Raw genomic sequence first — 17,655 nt, 5'->3', positions numbered from 1 at the left:
ACCGGCTACAGCGCTCGGGCCTTCGTCGGTTCCCTGCGCTGCATTGCATCGAGGTGCATCATCGAGAGGTACGCCGCCGCCGGCATCATCACTCCTGCCTGTGCAACGGCTGCGAGGATGGCGTCGACGGCGTCTCTGCAGGCTCTCGTCTTCGTCTCCTTGGGGAGATCGCGAATCCCGCTGACCACGTTCATCAGGCTGTCTACGGGGTCGTCACTCGGAGGCTCGGCGTAACGAGCTTGCAGGTCGAACGGAATCTCCTTCTGTACTGATTTGACACCGGTCTCCAGGAAATTCGAGCTGACGTCGAGCGCGAAGGCGATGGCCGATATCGTAGACGGCCTGGGTGATTTCGTTGCCTTCACCCCCTCGTAGCGGAGAAGCCGGCTCAATGTGGTTTCAGCGATTCGGGCCTTAGCTGCAACCTGGCGGAGGATCCCGGGCGTGATGGGCCCGTGCTTCCTCTCAATCGCCTTTTTGATTCGTGCACGTACCTGGACGGGATCGTTTGACATCGGAGTCAACTCCTTTGCAGATGCACGGAAATTTATGCATTGCAAATACCAGGCAACAGGTTTGAGTGTGTGCTATCGCTTCACTTCAAATATGGAGTGGCGCGGAGGTGTACGCCACGTTGTTGCACTGCAAGACCAGAATTCCGTCGGCGCCCCCGCCGGTGCCCTGCGACGGCGTGGGGGGGCGAGTAGAGCGCGGCGAATCTGATGCGTTGCATTTAGCAGGACGTATTCGAACTTCCCGCGCTATCGCCATTCGATTCTGCAACCCGCGACGAGGTAATCGAGGAAACTGGCGAGAAGCCGAGGATTGGCTCGGGGACGATTCGCGTCCTCGATCGCGGCGAAGGGCCTCCGACTGATTTCCTCTCGATCGCCTTACGGATTCGGGCACGAACTTGAGCGGCGCTACCGGCCATGGCAGCTCCCGTGATGCCGCCGCGGTCAAGGCGGAGGTATGCCTCCGAACATCCAGGTCTTCCATGCCCCAATTATCCGACGTGCTGCCGAGCCGGTGCCAACGCATCATGAATCCGCTGCAGTGCCTGCCACAACTCGCCCTCGTAGGTCGTCCGGTTTCGCCATTCTATCCCACAAACTTCTAAGAAATCCGAATAGTTCGGGATCATCCCCGCCCGAACGTGGTCCTCGGCGGCGACCTCGATCCGCCGGCGCGTGAACGCGGCCACCGACTCGACCGCGGCCTTCACGGTCGCCGCGGTAAGTGGCAGACGCCCCCGTTCCCTGACGACGAGCGTGCGTGCGCCGGCTTGGCGCCCAATCGATGCGACCGTCAGCCGGGCTGGCGGGTGTTGCTCCAGGAGTGCTTCTATCGCGTCTTCCACCCGCGGGTGCAGCTCGCGGTCACGCTGCGACCAGTCGATCCAGCTCACGAGGGTTGGCGGACGTTTCGCGTGCGCCGGCGAGTTGGCGAGCAGCCAAGCATTGTCGTTCGCACGCAGCCAAGACCAGAGGGCCCGTGCCTGCGCTCGCAGCGCGTGTACGCCGGGGTCGGGGAAGTTCGAACGCAGACGCAGCCACTCCGCTCGCCTGCGCTCCCGCATCGTCACCGCGAGCGCTTGGCGGACGGCGAGCCTGTAGTCGTCCGGATTCCCCCACGCATCGCGCCAGACGCCCAGACGCGCGCAGTGACACAGAACCAACTCGTACCGCATGCTGCACCACGCCTGCAACTCGCGAACGGACGTGCCGAGTTCCACGAGTCGGCACAGTTCCGCGTCCCACAGGTCGCCGGTCTCGATGAACCGCACCCCGCAGTGGCCGCTGAACTCCTCGTACCGCGCTCCGCACGTCCGGCAGTGCCAGGCAGCACCAGTGCGGTGGTAGAGCCGCCTCGCGGCAGAGCGCCGGATTCTCGGCAGGTAGTTCGGACACGCCGGATTCGCGCACTCGCTGGCCGATCCCACTGCCTTCACCGTCGACGTGCAGCGGTTACCCTCCAGGAATTCTTCAGGTGTGATCCCGTAGATCCCTATGAGCAGCAGGTGCTGCAGCGGGTGCCCCGCCGACACCCGCGACGCTGCCCCCGCACGCGCACGCACCCAGCTGCTGATCCGCCGTTCGGCCGAGGCAGGGTGCAAGCCCAGCGACGCGAGCAGCGAATCGCCCCAGTGTGCAACGAGCAGCTGCTCGGCCTCGTGGGTTCTCAGCGTCCCCCGCGGTGACAGCAGGCCCATCCGCCGTAGCCCGGCGCGGTGGCGCTCGCGGAGCTCCTCGGGGGTGAGCATGCATGGAGGCATCTGGAGCAGGCGCAGCGTGGCATCCGCGAGCCAGCTCAGCCGTTCGGGTACGGTATCCGGCAACCGGTTGGGTCTGGGGGGCCGTTCCTGAGTGGCGCGCAGGCTGTCGTAGTCGAAGACGCGGACGAGGTCCTTCCGCCGCACCGGCCCCGACAGCAGCGGCTCCCCATGGTCGGGACAGACGTACACCCCCGGAAGCTGGTGGACCCGCCGCCAGCACGGCTCACCGGCCGTGGCCAGGTCCTCGCGGGCGCAAGAGGCGCAGTAGAGCAGGTGCGAGGGCGGGCTCACCCGTCCCCTTCCCACGCCCAAGAGCGTGTGGGGAACGGGGCCGCGGCCGCCGGTCCGCATCCGGGTGGTGATCTCGGCGAGCTTCGCGGCGCCCACGAAGTGGCTGTAGTACGGCAAGGTGGTGTGCAGCCGAACTAGGTCCGCCGCGTCGTAGGTGTCCTGGGGCAAGTGCGACACGAAGGTGTCTAGGCCCAAGGGTAGATCCAGGACCGCTGTCGCCTGGTGGGTTCCGAACAGGTCCCGGGCCACCCAGCGGCTACCCGGATACCGGAACAGCTCGGCGTAGCGCGCGCAGGCGCTGTACAGGAGCTCCTCGGGCTGGAGGGTCGGGAAGAGGAGCATCAGGCCGCCGGGGCGTCGTCCGCGACGATTCCGGCCGCCTTCAGGGCATCATACGGGGACGTGCCTGCCGCGCGGCCGGCAGCGACGATCGCTTCCAGCGTCTGCGGCGCGGCGGGAACGTTTCGCCGGCGCCGGGAGCGGGGTTTCGGTGGCGCCTTGGGTGGCATGACAGGCCCCTCCAGGGGCACCGCCGCTGGCTGGGTCGCCGCCGGCAGGATTGGTGCTTGCAGCGGCCTCGCCCCGAGGACGATCTCTTTCAGCCCGCGAGACAGGACGTCGTCGGCCTTGGCCAGGAAGGCGCGGTCATTCCGCCGGAGCGCGTCGAGCACGGGCTTGATGCATCGCAGGCTGTCGTGGGCAACCGTGCGGATGTGCCCGACCGTGATCTTGTCGGTCCCGGTCTGGATCGCGCGCAGCTGCGCGAGCATGTACAGCTTGACCACGACATCCGTGATTCCCTGGCTCTCCTCGTACAGCGCTTTCCGGAGCTCGGTGGTCAGGGGCGTCGCTTGTTTGGTGAACTGGTAGCGCCACAGCCGCTCGCAGAAGAACGACCACTCCGCCTCGTGTTCCGGCGCCGCCACGCTCATGCGGTCCCAGAACATGTCGCCTTGGCCGGTGCTCCGTCGCGCGTGCCTGAACTGGCGGGTGAGCACGTCGACTGCCTTCGGCGTGCCGACCAGCACGACTGGCACGCCGATGGTGTTCACCAGCTCGGAGAAGAAATTGAGCATCACCTGCTCACCGCCGCTGCGCGCGCTCGCGAGGTTCTGGATCTCGTCGATCACCAGGACGCCGATGGAGTGTACTGCCGCGATCCTCGCCATGTGCGACAGCAGGACCTCGGCCGTCGCCTTGTACCGTACGTAACGGTGCTCGTAGTCCGTCCCGAGCAGCTTGTCGACGGAGAGGAAGAAGTTGATGCAGAGCGCCCGCACCGAGCTGTTCGCGGGGCACTGTAGGATCAGGTGGACGATCTGCGTGTGGATGAATGGCCGGCCCGCGTACGCCGTGTGAAGCATGACCTGGGGATCCATTCCGAGCACCCCCTCGATCCCCGTGGTCTTGCCCACCCCGCTCAGGCCGGCGACGACCATCCCGGTCGCCCGGGGCCCGGCTATGGAGCGGCGGGCCCGCATCGCCTCGAGCCCGCGCTCCATGTTGGGGCGGTACTCCGGGCGAATGGGGTTCCGGGCCATGAGACCGTTCCGAAGCAGGCGCGAGATCCGGTGCGCGAGATCGACATGGATCGAGAGCGGCTGGATGAAGGACAGCACTTTCTCCGTGGCGTGCGCGCGTTCGGCCGGAGAGAGGTTCCGCATGCCCTCGTCGTACGCGGGCCTGTAGGTGAGGTTCGCCGCGATCTCCTTCGACTCGCGAATCGGCGGGAGCGCCTCGATCAGCGGATTCCCGCGATAGTCGTCGAGCGCCTGGTCCCGGTACACGGCCTCGGTCCATGTGCCCAGGGGCAGCGGCGGGTGATGGCTCATTCGTCCTCTCCTACCGAACGGAGAAGGTCGAGCTCACTTGCCGCAGGGACGATCGATTCGTCGTCGGCCGCCTCGGTCGGGACCCGGTGCTTCGCGGTGCTCGAGCCTGCGGTGGTGGCCTGCTCCGCGCGCGCATGCTTCCGCTCCAACGCCATTTCAGCGCGCGTCGCGATCCGGGGCTTATCCCCCGTTTCCGCGAGATCGGCGGCGACTTCCGCGAGTTGCTCCTCCCGGATGACATCCCGGCGGTGAAGGTGTCCCACTCGCTGCTGCGCGAGCTCACGCTCGGCATCTCTCGCCAGCACTCGTTCCCACGCGCGCTCGTCACGGACCTCATCGCGGCTCCGACCCCGGAATGGGGCATAGCGCGGCAGCAACTCGCAACGCTCCACGGTGCGGCCGCGGTCGAGGCGAAGGTATGCCTCGGAAACGTCCAGGTCTTCCATACCTAGCTCCAGCTTTATGCGCTTCCGGCCGCGTTCCAGAACGAACCAATCTTCGGCCTCAGCCGTCGGTGACGTGTAATGAAGGCCCAAGTCGGGGACGTAGATGCCCTCCCGCGTGATTCTCGCCTCGACTGTGCGCATGAGGGCACGACGCAGGGCTTCCGGATCGCTCACGGGACGGAGCGCCCCCTGCCGGTTATGAATCCCCCAGTTCCACAGCTCCCGGGGAATCAAGGGAACCTCGTCGCGCAGCACGTCGGCGTCGGGATCGTAGGCGCCCAGCCAGGTGCAGTTGTTGAACTGGAGGGTCAGTTCGAGGAAGAGCCGCGTAAAGCTGGAGAGGGTGTGCACCGCGTCGAGACGGTGATCAGGCTCTCCCCGTTCGCGAGGGCCATGAACCGCGCCCGGCTCCCATGAATACGCGTGATGGTAGAGCGGGAAGACCCGTTCGATCACCGCTTTCCAGTCCGGCCGGCTCGGGGCAGCGTTGCTCACCCGAACCCGAAAGCTGTTGATCAGGAAATCGGCATTCTTGCTAAGGATCTCGGCTGGTCCGCGATCACCAAGGATTTCGTCGCAAAGGACATTCAAGCAGGGCCAGTCCTCCGCCGCGATGACCCTGCCAAAACGTGCGCAGAAGGCCACCTTGTCCATGAACGCTGACTGCAGCGCGGAACGAACCCCCAGCCAGTTGGGACCCTCGAGAGCGATGTGAAACCCCACAATCATCCGGCTGAACAGGTCTCGCACGACGTAGATGATGGGGCGCCCGATCTTCCTGGAAGCGCGGAGCGAGCTCCGGAGAGAGATGTCGGCCCTGGTCGAGTCGATCTGGTACAGCGCGCCGGGTGCCGGTCCGAGGTGGTACGAGGTGCCCAGGACAGGCCGGTTCTCCAGCAGGAAACGCTTGTGGCCCTTTCTCGTGATGAGCGCGCGACGGCTATCCCGCTCGGCGCCGTAGTGGTAACAGAACTGGCCGAAGGACGGCCGGTCGTCCTCCGCTGGGATGATCGGTTCGAGGGTTCCATCGGCAGCAACTTCGTAGCCGCAGGCGAAGTAGGTCTTGATCGTCGCGTCGTACGCTTCCTTCGGCGGCATCCCGCCTTTCTCATGGAATTCCTTGGCGCCCAGCAGAAGCAGCTTCCGGGTGCGTTCATTGACGTTGATTCCTACGATGTGCTCCTTGCCGGGAACCGGTTTTCTCGGCCGCCCGCGTTTGGTGGTGGTGTCGGCGCCGGCGGTGATCCGGGAACCGGACCTGCCGGAGTTGACGTAAGCGGGAACGAGAGCATTAGGCGTCTGTCCTCCCCGCCAATAGAGCCCCAGCAGATGGTAGACGTTCTTCCTGCTCGTGTGGCTCTGCTCGGCGGCCGACTTGATCAGCGGCCCACGCAGGTCCTCGTACAGGATGCTCTGCTCCGGGTCCTCGACGAGCGGTCTGATGATCCCGTACCGGGCGTCCCGCACGCGCCGCTCTACCTCCGTGAGGTCTTCCTCGAGCGAGGCTCGGGGCGCGAAAGTGTCGACGGAGGCGATGACGTAAACCCCGTTGTCGACCGCCGCTGTGAGTGCCTCCAGATCCTCCCACTCCGGGATTCTCTCGTCGCGGGCCAGCCGAATGACCGCAACCCGCCGTGCCGCCAGATGTGCCGGCTCAAGCCAGAGGACGCGCACCGGATCCCGCTCGGACTCTGTGCACATCAGTATCTGGTTGACCAGCAGCGTCATCATGATGCCTCCGTCGAGGTATCGTCCCGAAGGAGGAGGGGCCGCGAGGGATCGATCTCGGCGTGTAGGTCGACACGCCACTGCCGGCTCGCCACCGCGTGGCGAGCGAGGGCGAGGTGGCCACCTGGCTCAGTCCCGAGGCTCCTGTCGCACTCGGTGCAGATGTAGGCGAGAGATTTCTCGCGCTGGTCCTGGATCCGGCGATGTAGGTTCTTGATGAGGTAGGCGAGGTGTTCGGACGCGATGCCCACAGAGGACGGTTGAACAAAGGGATGCAGCCATCGGAGATTCCTGATCAGCGGATCCGGGAGATCCCGCTCGGTCACTAGCTTCCACTCGATCCCGCGCCGCAGCCAGTACTGCCTCTCGATCTCGAGCTTCTGAAGCGTGCGGCTCCCGCCCAGATCACCGCTCCGCTTGCAGGACCGGACCTGAGTGACCTCGCCGCTCCCGACGCGCCGACTCAGGACGAGGTCAGTGGTGACCGGATGTGGTTTGCCGCTCTTCCGGTCGGTGATATGGGCGATGCCGAGCTCGAACGCGATCGCCTGGGTGACGTCCAGCTCGAGCGCGTACTGCTCGCGGATATCGGATACGTCGGGAAGCCAGTCGTAGAGCAGGAAGGCTGATTCCTCCACCATGCTGAAGAAGTGGTGGACGCGACCGGTCGTGTGGCCGGCGATACGGATGGATTTGCCGCGGGAGCCGAAGCTCCGAACCGTCAGCGCCGGTCTGTAATCCGCCCCACAGAGTTCCGAGTTCCACTTGTCCATAGCCGCTGTCCGGCCTCGTCACAGATCCAGGAGAGAGATGTCGCACGGGCGACTCCTCTCGAATCGTAGCGAGAAGGACCTGAACCGGGACTTAGCTGGTTCGGTCCAAGACCGGAATAGTTCGGCCATTGTGTGATCCAACCCAAAGCGTGGAGCCAAAAAGACACGGGTCCATCCCCACTAAGGGAGCGGACCCGTTCGTCGAGGAGTCACCCCGGCGAGTTACCAACTCTATTTCTGAGTTACCAACTTTATTTTTCAGTTACCAACCTTATTTGTTTGGGACACCGTGGTGACGTGCCGTCAGCTCAGCAGACGCAGCGGCATCACCAGGCAGAGGTAGTCGGGCGTGTCTTCGTTCCCCAGCGGCTGCATGGTGGCCGCGCGCTCGGGCGCCTTGAAGGTCATCCGCACCTCGTCCGTCGGCATGTAGCGCAACAGCTCGAGGAGGTACTGCGCGTTGAAGCCGATCTCCAGCGGATCGCCGTCGTACTCCACCTCCAGCTCCTCGTTGGCGGCGCCCAGGTCGGGACTCTCCACGCTGAACTTGAGGGACGCGCCGCCCAGCGACAGCCGGATCCGGTGCGTCTGGTCGCTGGCGACGATGGCCATGCGGCGCACGGCGGCCGTCAGCGCCGCCTTCTCCGCCACCATCGTCTTGTCGTTGTCCTTGGGGATAACCTGCTCGTAGTTGGGATACGGCCCCTCGATCAGCCGCGTGAACACCTGCACCTCGGGGCTGCGGAAGCCGATGTGGTTCTCCGAGCGCGCCACCTCCACCGGCGTGTCGGACGCGAACAGGCGCTGCACCTGCGCCAGCGCGCGCGGGTGCACGATCAGGTCCGCCGCGGGCACCGGGGACCCGGCCTCGACCGGCAGCGTCATCTTCGCCAAGCGATGGCCGTTCGTGGCCACCATCCGCATCTCGCCGTCGTGCAGCTGCCAGAGCACGCCGTTCAGGATCGGCCGCGTCTCCTCGGTCGACGCCGCGAACGAGACGTGGGTGATCAGCCGCTGCAGGTCGGCCCCCGTCACCCGCCAGCTCTCGGTGAAGTCCACCCTGGGGAAGGCGGGGAACTCGTCTCTCGGCAGCCCGTTCAGCTTGAAGCGGCTGCGTCCGCTGCTGATGAAGATCGAGTCGCCCTGCGTGCTGATCTCCGTGGCCCCCGGGAGCTCGCGGGCGATCTCCTGGAGCTTCTTGGCCGGCGCGGTGATGGCGCCCGGCTCGGCCACGTCGGCCGGCACGCGCACGCTCACCGCGGTGTCGAGGTCGGTGCCGCTCATCCGCACCGCGCCGTCCTCGGCCTCGATCAGGATGTTCGAGAGCACCGGCAGCGTGGTGCGCGTCGGGATGCTCCCGGCCACCGCGCCCAGCCCCTGCTGGAGGTTCTCACGCGTGATGGTGAATCGCATACGGTGTCCACAGCCCAGGCTGGAGTGACCGGTCCTTTTCCACCGGAATACTTACTAATGACGAGAGAGTTACAAATCTCAGTCGTAGTAGTAGAGGGTGTGGAAGTGTGGAAAGCTCTCTCCCGCAACCCTCATCCCGCTGTCCCGCAACCATTTGCGGGCTTTCCCACCTGTGGACGGGAGATGTGGGGAACTCGCCGGTTCTCCACGGACTCCACATCCCCACAGAACGCGGCGGTTACCCACAAACTTTCCACGCCCTTTCCCCAGTCCGTTTCCACACCCCTGTAACGGTCCGGACACGCGGGGCGCGGGGGTGCAAGCAACCGGAGTGGAGACGCGCGCAAATACGCGCCGCCCCCCGCGCCTGTCAAGGAGCCGCGCGGAACACGTCAGCGGAAGGACGCCCGCAGGGTGTCCACACGCTGCCGGAACCCCGCGTCCGCCGCCATGTCTTCCTCCACCTTGCTGATGGAGTGGATCACGGTGGAGTGGTCGCGCCCGCCGAACAGCTTGCCGATCTCCACCAGCGGCAGGTCGAACAGCTCGCGGGTCAGGAACATGGCCACCTGGCGCGGCACCGTCAGGTCCTTGGTGCGCTTCTTCGACTGCAGCGCCTCGGCCGTGGTGCCGAACGCCTCGGCCACCTTGTCGCGCACCCGCTCGGGCGAGATCTCCGCCGCGCCGTTTCCTCCGCCGGCGCCGCCCGGCCGCAGCGCGCCGCCCAGGGCTTCCTGGGCAAGGGAGATGTCGATCGGCCGGCCGGTGAGCGACGAGTAGGCCAGCAGCTTGATCACCGCGCCCTCGATCTCCCGCACCGACGACGTGCGGTTGCGGGCGATGAAGGTCAGCACGTCCTCGGCGTCGCGGATCACCAGCCCGTCTTCCTCCACCTTGCGGCGCAGGATGGCCATCCGCGTCTCGAAGTCGGGCGCCTTGATGTCGGCCACCAGCCCCCACTCGAAGCGCGAGACCAGCCGGTCCTCCAGCCCGATCTCCTTCGGCGGCCGGTCGGAGGTGAGCACGATCTGGCGCTGGGCGTCGTGGAGCGCGTTGAAGGTGTGGAAGAACTCCTCCTGCGTGCGCTCCTTCCCCTCCAGGAACTGGATGTCGTCCACCAGGAGGAGGTCGATCTGCCGGTACTGGCGGCGGAACTCGGCCATCGAGCCCTCCTGGATGGCCGACACCAGCTCGTTGGTGAAGCGCTCCGACGACAGGTACATCACCCGCTTCCCCGGCTCGCGGTCGAGCATCGCGTGGCCGATGGCGTGCATCAGGTGCGTCTTGCCCAGCCCCACGCCGCCGTAGATGAACAGCGGGTTGTAGTGCTTCGCCGGCGCCTCGGCCACGGCGTGCGCGGCCGCGGCGGCAAGCTGGTTGTTGTTGCCGATGACGAAGCGCGGAAAGGTGTACCGCGGGTTGAGCGGCACCGTGCGCATCCCCGGCGCGGAGTGCGCGGCGGACGGGGGTGCGGAGGCCTGCGCGGGCGCGGCGGCGGGCACGGGCGGGGGCGCGATCTCGAGGGGGGTGGGTGGGACGGCGGCCGGCTTGCCGTTCGCCTGGAACTGGACCGACAGCGTAAAGCGCCGCCCGAAGAGCGACTCGCCGAGACCGGTGAGCATCGCGGCGTACTGCTTCTCCACCCACTCCACCGCGAACGGGTTGGGAGTGGACACCACCAGCAGGTCCTGCGAGATCGCAACCGCCTCGGTCGGGGCCAGCCAGGTCCGGTACGCCTGTTCGGGCAGCGCAGCCTTCGCGGCGTCGAGGATGCGCGACCAGACCTCCCCTGCGGTGTGCTCCATGACCTCTGTGGCGGGATCGTCGAAGCCTTCGGAAACGGTAACGGCGCAACCTAGGCGGGGGGTGTGGATAAGTCAAGGAACCCGCATGAATGCTGGATTTTCTTCGGTTTAGCTCCCCTTGCGCAGCCGCGTCCATGAGTGTAGGGAGACTATAGATGGTTTGTTTCCCGGAGTGCTCCGCCGGGGTGTATCACCAGAAGACCTGTGTGGAGAGGACGCCGCCGAACTGGATACTCGTCACGGCACCGGGAGCAGGATGCAGATGGCAGGCGTCGACGTCTGTCACGCCTGTCCACCGGCAGGGTGGTGAGAAAGCTGACACCACGAATATTGTTGACGAAGTCGAAACCACTCGTCCTCCTGACCGCGACTGATGGCCCCTCGGTTGACGGGAGCGCGCAAGATGGCTATCTTACTTGTCTTTGCCGCACCCGGACCAACGACTTACGCGCTGCACCCGAAGGGGTACCGATGAAGCCTTCTTATCGTCCGCGCAACCGCAAGCGGATCAACAAGCACGGGTTCCGCGCCCGTATGGCCACCAAGGGCGGCCGCGAGGTCCTGAACGCGCGCCGGCGCAAGGGCCGTCACCGGCTGACGGTCAAGATCGCGGGCAAGTAACCCGCGGCCGGGGCCGCACGCCGGTGGACGCCGAAGGGCCCGCCCGGCGGGGGTTCGCGCTGCCGCGGGCGGCGCGGATCACGCATTCGGCCGAGATCCGGGCGCTGTTCAGACGGGGGAAGAGGAGCAAGACGCGTCACCTGGACGCGTTCGTCTCCCCTTCCCCCGTGGCGTTTGCCCGGTGGGGCGTGGTGGTGCCCAAGCACAAGCACGACATCGTGGAGCGCAACCGCGTCAAGCGGCGCCTCCGCGAGCTGGGGCGCACCGTGGTCCTGCCCATGCTGAGAAACTCCGGGGCGGCGCTGGACGTACTCATTCGTGCCCGCCCCGAGGCGTACGCCGCCGGTTTCGACGAGCTGCGCCAGGAGCTGGCCGAGCTTGCGGAGGTACTGTGCTCGCGCGCGCCCTGACCGCCGGTATCCGCTTCTACCGCCGGGCCATCAGCCCGCTGAAGCCGCCGGTGTGCCGCTTCTATCCCACCTGCTCGGCGTACGGGCTCGAGGCCATCGAGAAGTACGGCGCCGGCAAGGGCACCTGGCTGCTGCTCAAGCGGCTGGCGCGCTGCCAGCCGTTCGCCCGCGGCGGCTACGACCCGGTACCCTGAGGGCCGGGTTCGACATACACGAGATCTGAACGGATCTGGACGATAGATGGAAAAGCGACTCGCGCTCGCGTTCGTGCTCACGGCGGTGCTGCTGATCGTCTGGCAGACCTTCTTTCCCCCGGTCACCCAGCCGCCCGCCGGCCGTGGCGCGGACAGCGCGGCGGCCGCCTCGCGTCCCGCGCCGGCACCTGCCGCCGCGCCGACGGCGGCCGCGGCAGCACCGGCTGCCGTCGCCCCCGCGCGGACGGTGACGGTGCGCTCGCCGCTGTACGAGTACCGCTTCTCCACCCGCGGGGCGGCGCTCACCTGGGCGGAGCTGCTCCAGTACCCCTCGTACGTCCACCGCGGCGAGCACGTGCAGCTGGTCCCGCGCGGCGCCGCGGATGTGCTCTCCGGCGTGGCCACGTCCGCCGGCCGCACGCTCGACCTGCGCGCCGCCGACTTCCAGCCGAGCGCGGATCGTCTCGACCTGCGCGCGGGCGACGGGCCGAAGGCGCTCACCTTCACCGCCACGCAGGGCGGCGTACCCGTCGCCCAGGTCACCTACACCTTCCGCCCGAACGACTACGTGGTCGACGTCAGCGGCAGGCTGCTGGGGCTGGGCGGCGCGGGCACGCTCGTCACCAGCCTGGGCACCGGGCTGGCGCCGCACGACGCCAAGGACCACGGCACCGCGCGCGAGCTCTCCTTCGTCGCGTGGAACGGGCGGCGCGTGGAGCGCGACTACCTGCAGAAGGTGAAGGCGACGGACACCATCCCCGGCCCGCTGGCCTGGGCGGGGATCCGCGACCGCTACTTCCTGATGGCGCTCCTCCCGCAGGGGCGCCAGTTCACGCGCCTGGTCGCCACCAACCAGCGGGACGAGAGCTACCGGGTGGAGGACGAGACGCTCACGTCGCCGCGCGCGTTGGGCGTCGTCTCGCTCCCCGTCGGCACCGACGGCACCTTCGCCTACCGGGCCTACCTGGGCCCGCTGGAGCACGACCGGCTCGTGGCCGTCGGCAACCAGCTCGAGGAGGTGAACCCGTACGGCTACCGCTGGCTGCGCCCGGTCGTCCGCCCCATCGCCGCGGTGGTGCTGTGGGCGCTGCGTGCCATGCACGACACGCTGGCGCTGCCGTACGGGTGGGTGCTGATCGTCTTCGGCGTGCTGGTGCGGCTGGTCACCTGGCCGCTGAACGCGCGCGCCATGCGGTCGCAGATGAAGAACATGGCGGTGCAGCCGGTGATGCAGGCGCGGATGAAGGAGATCCAGCAGCGCTGGGCCAACGATCCGCAGCGGCAGCAGCAGGAGATGATGAAGATGTACCAGGAGCTGGGGGTGAACCCCTTCTCCATGATGTCAGGCTGCCTCCCGATGCTGATCCCCATGCCGGTGCTCATCACCCTGTTCTTCGTGTTCCAGGGGGCGATCGAGTTCCGCGGCACGTCGTTCCTGTGGCTTCCCGACCTGTCGCTGCGCGACCCGCTCTACCTGCTGCCGATCCTGCTGGTGGTGTCGATGTTCGCGCTGCAGTGGATCAGCACCAAGCTGAGCGGGATGGAGCAGAACGCGCAGGCGCAGACGATGATGTACACGATGCCGCTGATGATGGGCATCTTCTTCTGGTTCATGCCGTCGGGGTTGAACCTGTACTACGTGAGCTCGAACCTGGCCTCGCTCCCGCAGCAGGTGCTGATCGCGAAGGAGCGTCGCGTGGCGATGGAAGCGCAGAAGGCCAAGGACGCGGCAAAGAAGAAGGAGCGGCCCAGTCCTGCGAAGGAGGCGCCGCGCCGCCGGTAGAACGGTGTCGTCGTAGGATGGACCCACGCCCGCCACTCCGCGCGAGAGGCGGGCGTTCTTTTTGGAGATGAAGATCTCGACGTTCCGCGAAGATGCCCGTCAGGGGAGTCCGCGAAGGCGGACTTCGGGCCGTTGTTGCCGCGGTTTCAACCGCCCGTCGGCGGTTGCTCGTGAAGCGGCCCAGCCCCATTCTCCCCCGCATGTCCGTCTCTCCGCTCCCCGCCGACACCATCGCCGCGATCGCGACGCCGCCCGGGCGCGGCGCCGTCGCGCTGCTGCGCGTCTCCGGCCCCGGCGCGATCGACGTGCTGCGACGCATCGCGCCGGCTGTCGATGGGAGCGCGCCGCGGATCCAGCGCCTCGTCGCGCTGCGGCATCCGGAGACGGGCGAGGTGCTGGACCGCGGGCTGGTGACCGTCTTCCCCGCCCCGGCCAGCTACACCGGCGAGGACACGGTCGAGATCTCCACCCACGGCGGCGTGCTCACCCCGCAGCTCGTGCTCGACGCGCTGCTGGCCGCCGGCGCGCGCGCGGCCGAGCCGGGCGAGTTCACGCGGCGGGCGTACCTGAACGGCAAGCTCGACCTGCTGCAGGCCGAGGCCGTCGCCGACCTGATCGACGGGCGGTCGCGCGCGCTGCACCGCGCGGCCGTGCACCAGATGGAGCGTGGCCTCTCGCGGCGAATCGAGGAGCTGCGCAGCGCGGTGATCGGCGCCGAGTCGCTGATCGCCTATTCGATCGACTTTCCCGAAGAGGACGAGCCCCCCGTCCCACCCGAGCGCGTCCGCGCCGCCGTGGACGACGTGCTGCGGAGGATCGACGCGCTCCTGGCCACCGCCCCCGAGGGCGAGCTCCTGCGCGAGGGCGCGCTCACCGTGCTCGCCGGGCGGCCGAACTCGGGGAAGTCGTCGCTCTTCAACGCGCTGCTGGGCACCGAGCGCGCGATCGTCACCGAGATCCCCGGGACGACGCGCGACGCGCTCGAGGCCGCCGTCACCCTTGACGGCTACCCATTCCGCCTCGTCGACACCGCCGGGCTGCGGGAGACGGTTGACCGGGTAGAGGGGATCGGGATCGAGGTCGCACGGCGCTACCTGGCCGCGGCCGAGCTGGTGCTCTTCTGCATCGAAGCCGGCCGGCCGCTGGAGGACGACGAGCGCGCCTTCCTCACAGAGCGTGATCCCGGCCGCACTGTCGTCGTCCGCACGAAAGTGGATCTGCACGCGAGCGAGGATGAGTCGGACGCGGATCCCTTCCCCTCCGTGCACGTCGCGGCGACGGAGGGCTCGGGGATTCCCGAGTTGCGGGACGTGCTCCTGCGTCTCGTCTTCGGCCACATCCTCGGCGATCCCGGCGAGGCGCCGCTGGTCACGCGGGAGCGCCATGCCCGTGCCATCCGCCGTGCCCGCGACGAGATCGCATCCTTCACACTCGCGCTCGACGAGCTGGTCCCGATGGAGCTCGCCGCCACACACCTCCGCGCCGCCGCCGATGCACTGGAGGACCTGATCGGCGTCGTCAGCGTCGATGACGTGCTCGACCGGGTGTTCGGAGATTTCTGCGTCGGGAAATAGACACTGACCCGAGTTCGACAGGATTTCGGGAGATCGGGGATCAAAAACCCCGGTCTCTTTTCGCTCAGGATCGATTTTGGGATGGGGGGAGCACCCGCTACCCTCGCCCACGCGCGTTTACGCGGCCTGCGCGAAATGGCGAAGCCGGTTTTCTTCGGTTAAAATTCGGGAAGTCACCGCACGATCTCGAATCCGGCCGCGCTGGACGAAAGCGTGACGGGGATCCGCTCCACCACCGCCACGCGGGCGTGGGGCGGCCCCTCGGCGAGGAGCCGCTCCAACTCCGCGAGCGCGTGGTCGGGTCCCCGCGCCTGCACCTCCACCGATCCGTCGGCCGCGTTCCGCACCGTCCCGACCAGGCCCAGCCCGGCGGCCTGGGCGCGGGCCCACCAGCGGAAGCCCACGCCCTGTACCCGTCCCGTCACGCGGAACCCGGCCTCGCCCATCGGGTCAGAGGTTCTCCCGGTGGCTGGGCTCGCGGTGGCGCGTGCCCCCGCCGTACGAGCCGCTCGTGCTCCCCGCCGTCGTGCGGCCGCTCGTCGACGAGCTCCGCGCGGTCGTGGTGCGCCCGCCGCCGCCGTACTCCGCCTCGCCGCCGAGCCCGGGGATGTTCTGCATCAGGGAGTTGATCACCCCGTCCTCGGCGCCGGCGTTGCGGAGGAACGCGCGCGCGCCCTGCGCCAGCCCCGCCGACAGCCCGGCCGCCAGCGCGCTGCGCAGCTCGCCGCGCACGCGGCCCGCGCGGGTGCCGCCGCGCCCGCCGCCCGCCAGCAGGAAGCCGACCCCGAACGCCACCCCCAGCGCCGGAAGCGGGTTCTCGCGCAGGCGCTCCAGCCAGCCGCGCTCCTCGAGCGCCGACTGCGCGCGGTCCGTCATCGCGCCCACCCGGTCCTTCGCGCGCGACGCCACGTCGCCGGCGCGTTCTGCCACGTCACCGGCCAGCGTGCGGGCGCGGTGCCCCAGCCCCGCGGCCGTGTCGGCCACCGTTCCCGCCGCGTCCTTCACCCGGCTGACGGTGCGCTCGCGCACGCCCTCGTCCTGCTGGGGGTTGAACGCGATCCCCGCGTGCACGTCGGCGCTCCCCGGCGCGTCACCCATCGCCATCGAGCGGGTGGTTCCCGCCTCCAGGCCCGCGTGGTCGCGCCCGGTGCCGCTCAGGCCAGGTCCCGTCGAACCTGCTTCATCTCGCTCTGCAGCCATTGCTTGTCCTCCTTCAGGGTCTGGAGAGTCTGGTCCGGAGTGATGGAATCCTTCTTCAGGCGCTTCATCGCCCCCATGGCGAGGAAGCCCCCGATGGCCACGAACAGGACGCCCACGATCAGCGCGCCCAGCCAGTACTTGCCCAGCGCGTCGCCCAGCAGCAGCACCAGGAAGAGCACCAGCACCAGCGAGCCGACCGCCGCGACCACGGCGCCGACCGCGATCTTGGCCGTGTCGCGCGCCACGCTCTTCACGTTCTCCCGCAGCTCGGCCTTGGCGAGCGCCATCTCCTGGCGGACGAGCGTGGCGCTGTCCTGCGCGAGCTGCCGGAACAGGTCGCCGAGCTGCGGCTCGGCCGTGGAGGCGCGGCCGTCACCGGAGACCGCCGTGACCACCGGCGGGGTGTGAACTCGATCCGCCATCATTTCCTCCCTAGCGCAGGACCTTGCCGACGATGTAGCCGGCGCCCACCGCGGCCAGCACCGCCTGGATGGGGTGCTCGGAAACGATGCGGCCCAGGTCGCGCTGCAGCGTGTTCACGTCGTTGTCGCGCAGGAAGCGCGCGACGCTCTCCAGCGTGTCGGCCGCGCCCGAGGTCAGCCCCGCGGCGCGCGCGCCGATCCCCCGCTGCGGCACCCGCTCCGACAGCCCGTCGATGCGCTCGGCCACGCTCTCCAGCTGGTCGGCCGCCTCGTCCATGAGTTGGTCGGCGCGCCCCTGCAGCTCCTCCAGGGTGTCGGCCAGACCGCCGCCGGCGCCGCTCAGGCGGCTTGGAGTGCCCGTGGCCGTGCCGGTCGAACCGCCGAAGTCCGGCCGGTTGGCCGAGCCCGCCGTGCTCCCACCCAACTCGCTGCCGCCGCCGAGGCCGGTGCTGCTGCTCCCGAGGCCGCTGCTTCCCGTCGTGCCGAGTCCGCTCGTGGAACCGGTGCTCCCGCCGGTGCCGCCCAGGCCACTCGTCGAGCCGGTGCCGGTCGCGCCGAGACCGCTGGTGGAGCCGCCGAGGCTGCTGCTGCTCCCCGTGCTCCCTCCCAGCCCGCTCCCGCCGGTCGCGCCCAGGCCACCGGTCGAGCCGGTGCCCGTGGTGCCGAGACCGCTGGAGGTGCCGCCCTGTCCGCTGCTGCCGCCCGTTGCGCCGAGCCCGCCCGTCCCACTGCCCGTGCTCCCCAGGCTGGGCGAGCCATCCCCCAGACCCGAGCTGCGGCCGGTCTCCCCTGCTCCGCCGCCGGTGCCCCCGGCGCCGAAAGTCCCGTCTGACATGGCTATGCCTCCTCCGCTCGAAAGGGTTCCCGTCCGTATGGGAGAAGCGCGGG

Annotated in this window: 16 protein-coding genes; 5 read left to right on the top strand and 11 right to left on the bottom strand. The window is 68.3% G+C overall.

All coding sequences use genetic code 11. From position 1 onward, the window contains the following. Positions 1 to 5: 5 nt before the first annotated feature. The 7 genes from VF092_18025 to dnaA all read right to left on the bottom strand — a co-directional run bounded on the left by VF092_18025 (position 6) and on the right by dnaA (position 10,563). The gene (locus VF092_18025) at positions 6 to 515 is read right to left on the bottom strand and encodes a helix-turn-helix transcriptional regulator (GenBank protein HEX6749200.1); all 510 of its coding nucleotides are present in this window, start codon (positions 513 to 515) and stop codon (positions 6 to 8) included. A gap of 491 nt (positions 516 to 1,006) precedes the next feature. Next, positions 1,007 to 2,908: a TnsD family Tn7-like transposition protein gene (locus tag VF092_18020; protein HEX6749199.1), complete on the bottom strand. Its 1,902-nt coding sequence runs from the start codon at positions 2,906 to 2,908 to the stop codon at positions 1,007 to 1,009. Then, positions 2,908 to 4,398 (bottom strand): ATP-binding protein, encoded by a 1,491-nt coding sequence (locus VF092_18015; GenBank protein ID HEX6749198.1) that lies wholly within the window; start codon positions 4,396 to 4,398, stop codon positions 2,908 to 2,910. Before VF092_18015 ends, VF092_18020 begins: the two co-directional genes overlap by 1 nt. After that, complete coding sequence (locus VF092_18010) at positions 4,395 to 6,572, bottom strand: hypothetical protein (GenBank protein ID HEX6749197.1); 2,178 nt, start codon at positions 6,570 to 6,572, stop codon at positions 4,395 to 4,397. Before VF092_18010 ends, VF092_18015 begins: the two co-directional genes overlap by 4 nt. Next, on the bottom strand, positions 6,572 to 7,345 hold the full coding sequence (locus tag VF092_18005; GenBank protein HEX6749196.1) for a TnsA endonuclease N-terminal domain-containing protein: 774 nt from the start codon (positions 7,343 to 7,345) through the stop codon (positions 6,572 to 6,574). Before VF092_18005 ends, VF092_18010 begins: the two co-directional genes overlap by 1 nt. Before the next feature lie 303 nt (positions 7,346 to 7,648). Next, a complete protein-coding gene (gene dnaN, locus VF092_18000; protein ID HEX6749195.1) occupies positions 7,649 to 8,758 on the bottom strand; it encodes a DNA polymerase III subunit beta in 1,110 nt (369 codons plus the stop codon). A gap of 392 nt (positions 8,759 to 9,150) precedes the next feature. Next, positions 9,151 to 10,563, bottom strand: a complete 1,413-nt coding sequence (gene dnaA / locus VF092_17995) for a chromosomal replication initiator protein DnaA (GenBank protein ID HEX6749194.1) — start codon at positions 10,561 to 10,563, stop codon at positions 9,151 to 9,153. Positions 10,564 to 11,034: 471 nt separating this feature from the next. On the opposite strand from dnaA, the gene rpmH reads away from it, so the two are divergent. The 5 genes from rpmH to mnmE all read left to right on the top strand — a co-directional run bounded on the left by rpmH (position 11,035) and on the right by mnmE (position 15,145). Continuing rightward, positions 11,035 to 11,184 (top strand): 50S ribosomal protein L34, encoded by a 150-nt coding sequence (gene rpmH, locus VF092_17990; GenBank protein HEX6749193.1) that lies wholly within the window; start codon positions 11,035 to 11,037, stop codon positions 11,182 to 11,184. A 23-nt stretch (positions 11,185 to 11,207) separates the two neighbouring features. Then, entirely contained in the window at positions 11,208 to 11,594 is a 387-nt protein-coding gene (rnpA, locus tag VF092_17985; GenBank protein ID HEX6749192.1) for a ribonuclease P protein component, read from the top strand. After that, positions 11,576 to 11,788: a membrane protein insertion efficiency factor YidD gene (gene yidD / locus VF092_17980; GenBank protein ID HEX6749191.1), complete on the top strand. Its 213-nt coding sequence runs from the start codon at positions 11,576 to 11,578 to the stop codon at positions 11,786 to 11,788. Before rnpA ends, yidD begins: the two co-directional genes overlap by 19 nt. Positions 11,789 to 11,834: 46 nt before the next feature. After that, positions 11,835 to 13,571 carry a membrane protein insertase YidC gene (gene yidC / locus VF092_17975; protein ID HEX6749190.1) on the top strand — a complete coding sequence of 579 codons (1,737 nt, stop codon included), beginning with the start codon at positions 11,835 to 11,837 and terminating at the stop codon, positions 13,569 to 13,571. Positions 13,572 to 13,771: 200 nt separating this feature from the next. Further along, a complete protein-coding gene (gene mnmE, locus VF092_17970) occupies positions 13,772 to 15,145 on the top strand; it encodes a tRNA uridine-5-carboxymethylaminomethyl(34) synthesis GTPase MnmE (GenBank protein ID HEX6749189.1) in 1,374 nt (457 codons plus the stop codon). A gap of 173 nt (positions 15,146 to 15,318) precedes the next feature. Here mnmE and VF092_17965 read toward each other — a convergent pair whose 3' ends face one another. From VF092_17965 to VF092_17950, 4 genes are read right to left on the bottom strand one after another with little or no spacing between them, the layout of a single operon-like run. After that, positions 15,319 to 15,591, bottom strand: coding sequence for an acylphosphatase (locus tag VF092_17965; protein HEX6749188.1), 273 nt, complete (start codon positions 15,589 to 15,591; stop codon positions 15,319 to 15,321). Positions 15,592 to 15,595: 4 nt separating this feature from the next. Then, on the bottom strand, positions 15,596 to 16,345 hold the full coding sequence (locus tag VF092_17960) for a hypothetical protein (GenBank protein HEX6749187.1): 750 nt from the start codon (positions 16,343 to 16,345) through the stop codon (positions 15,596 to 15,598). After that, positions 16,300 to 16,767, bottom strand: coding sequence for a phage holin family protein (locus tag VF092_17955; protein HEX6749186.1), 468 nt, complete (start codon positions 16,765 to 16,767; stop codon positions 16,300 to 16,302). The genes VF092_17960 and VF092_17955 overlap by 46 nt, the downstream gene beginning before the upstream one ends. A 10-nt stretch (positions 16,768 to 16,777) precedes the next feature. Continuing rightward, complete coding sequence (locus VF092_17950) at positions 16,778 to 17,602, bottom strand: hypothetical protein (GenBank protein ID HEX6749185.1); 825 nt, start codon at positions 17,600 to 17,602, stop codon at positions 16,778 to 16,780. Positions 17,603 to 17,655: the final 53 nt, after the last annotated feature.

The sequence above is a fragment of the Longimicrobium sp. genome (assembly GCA_036377595.1).
Classification (GTDB): Bacteria; Gemmatimonadota; Gemmatimonadetes; order Longimicrobiales; family Longimicrobiaceae; genus Longimicrobium.
Note: the sequence above shows the minus strand (reverse complement) of the source record. Positions and strands in the feature narration are given on the sequence as shown.

Coding starts and splice junctions, on each gene's coding strand:
- dnaN (HEX6749195.1), bottom strand. CDS start 8,758: ATGCGATTCACCATCACGCGTGAGAACCTCCAGCAGGGGCTGGGCGCG.
- VF092_17965 (HEX6749188.1), bottom strand. CDS start 15,591: ATGGGCGAGGCCGGGTTCCGCGTGACGGGACGGGTACAGGGCGTGGGC.
- VF092_18005 (HEX6749196.1), bottom strand. CDS start 7,345: ATGGACAAGTGGAACTCGGAACTCTGTGGGGCGGATTACAGACCGGCG.
- rpmH (HEX6749193.1), top strand. CDS start 11,035: ATGAAGCCTTCTTATCGTCCGCGCAACCGCAAGCGGATCAACAAGCAC.
- yidC (HEX6749190.1), top strand. CDS start 11,835: ATGGAAAAGCGACTCGCGCTCGCGTTCGTGCTCACGGCGGTGCTGCTG.
- VF092_17950 (HEX6749185.1), bottom strand. CDS start 17,602: ATGTCAGACGGGACTTTCGGCGCCGGGGGCACCGGCGGCGGAGCAGGG.
- VF092_17955 (HEX6749186.1), bottom strand. CDS start 16,767: ATGGCGGATCGAGTTCACACCCCGCCGGTGGTCACGGCGGTCTCCGGT.
- dnaA (HEX6749194.1), bottom strand. CDS start 10,563: ATGGAGCACACCGCAGGGGAGGTCTGGTCGCGCATCCTCGACGCCGCG.
- VF092_18010 (HEX6749197.1), bottom strand. CDS start 6,572: ATGACGCTGCTGGTCAACCAGATACTGATGTGCACAGAGTCCGAGCGG.
- mnmE (HEX6749189.1), top strand. CDS start 13,772: ATGTCCGTCTCTCCGCTCCCCGCCGACACCATCGCCGCGATCGCGACG.
- VF092_18025 (HEX6749200.1), bottom strand. CDS start 515: ATGTCAAACGATCCCGTCCAGGTACGTGCACGAATCAAAAAGGCGATT.
- VF092_18015 (HEX6749198.1), bottom strand. CDS start 4,398: ATGAGCCATCACCCGCCGCTGCCCCTGGGCACATGGACCGAGGCCGTG.
- VF092_17960 (HEX6749187.1), bottom strand. CDS start 16,345: ATGGCTGCAGAGCGAGATGAAGCAGGTTCGACGGGACCTGGCCTGAGC.
- VF092_18020 (HEX6749199.1), bottom strand. CDS start 2,908: ATGCTCCTCTTCCCGACCCTCCAGCCCGAGGAGCTCCTGTACAGCGCC.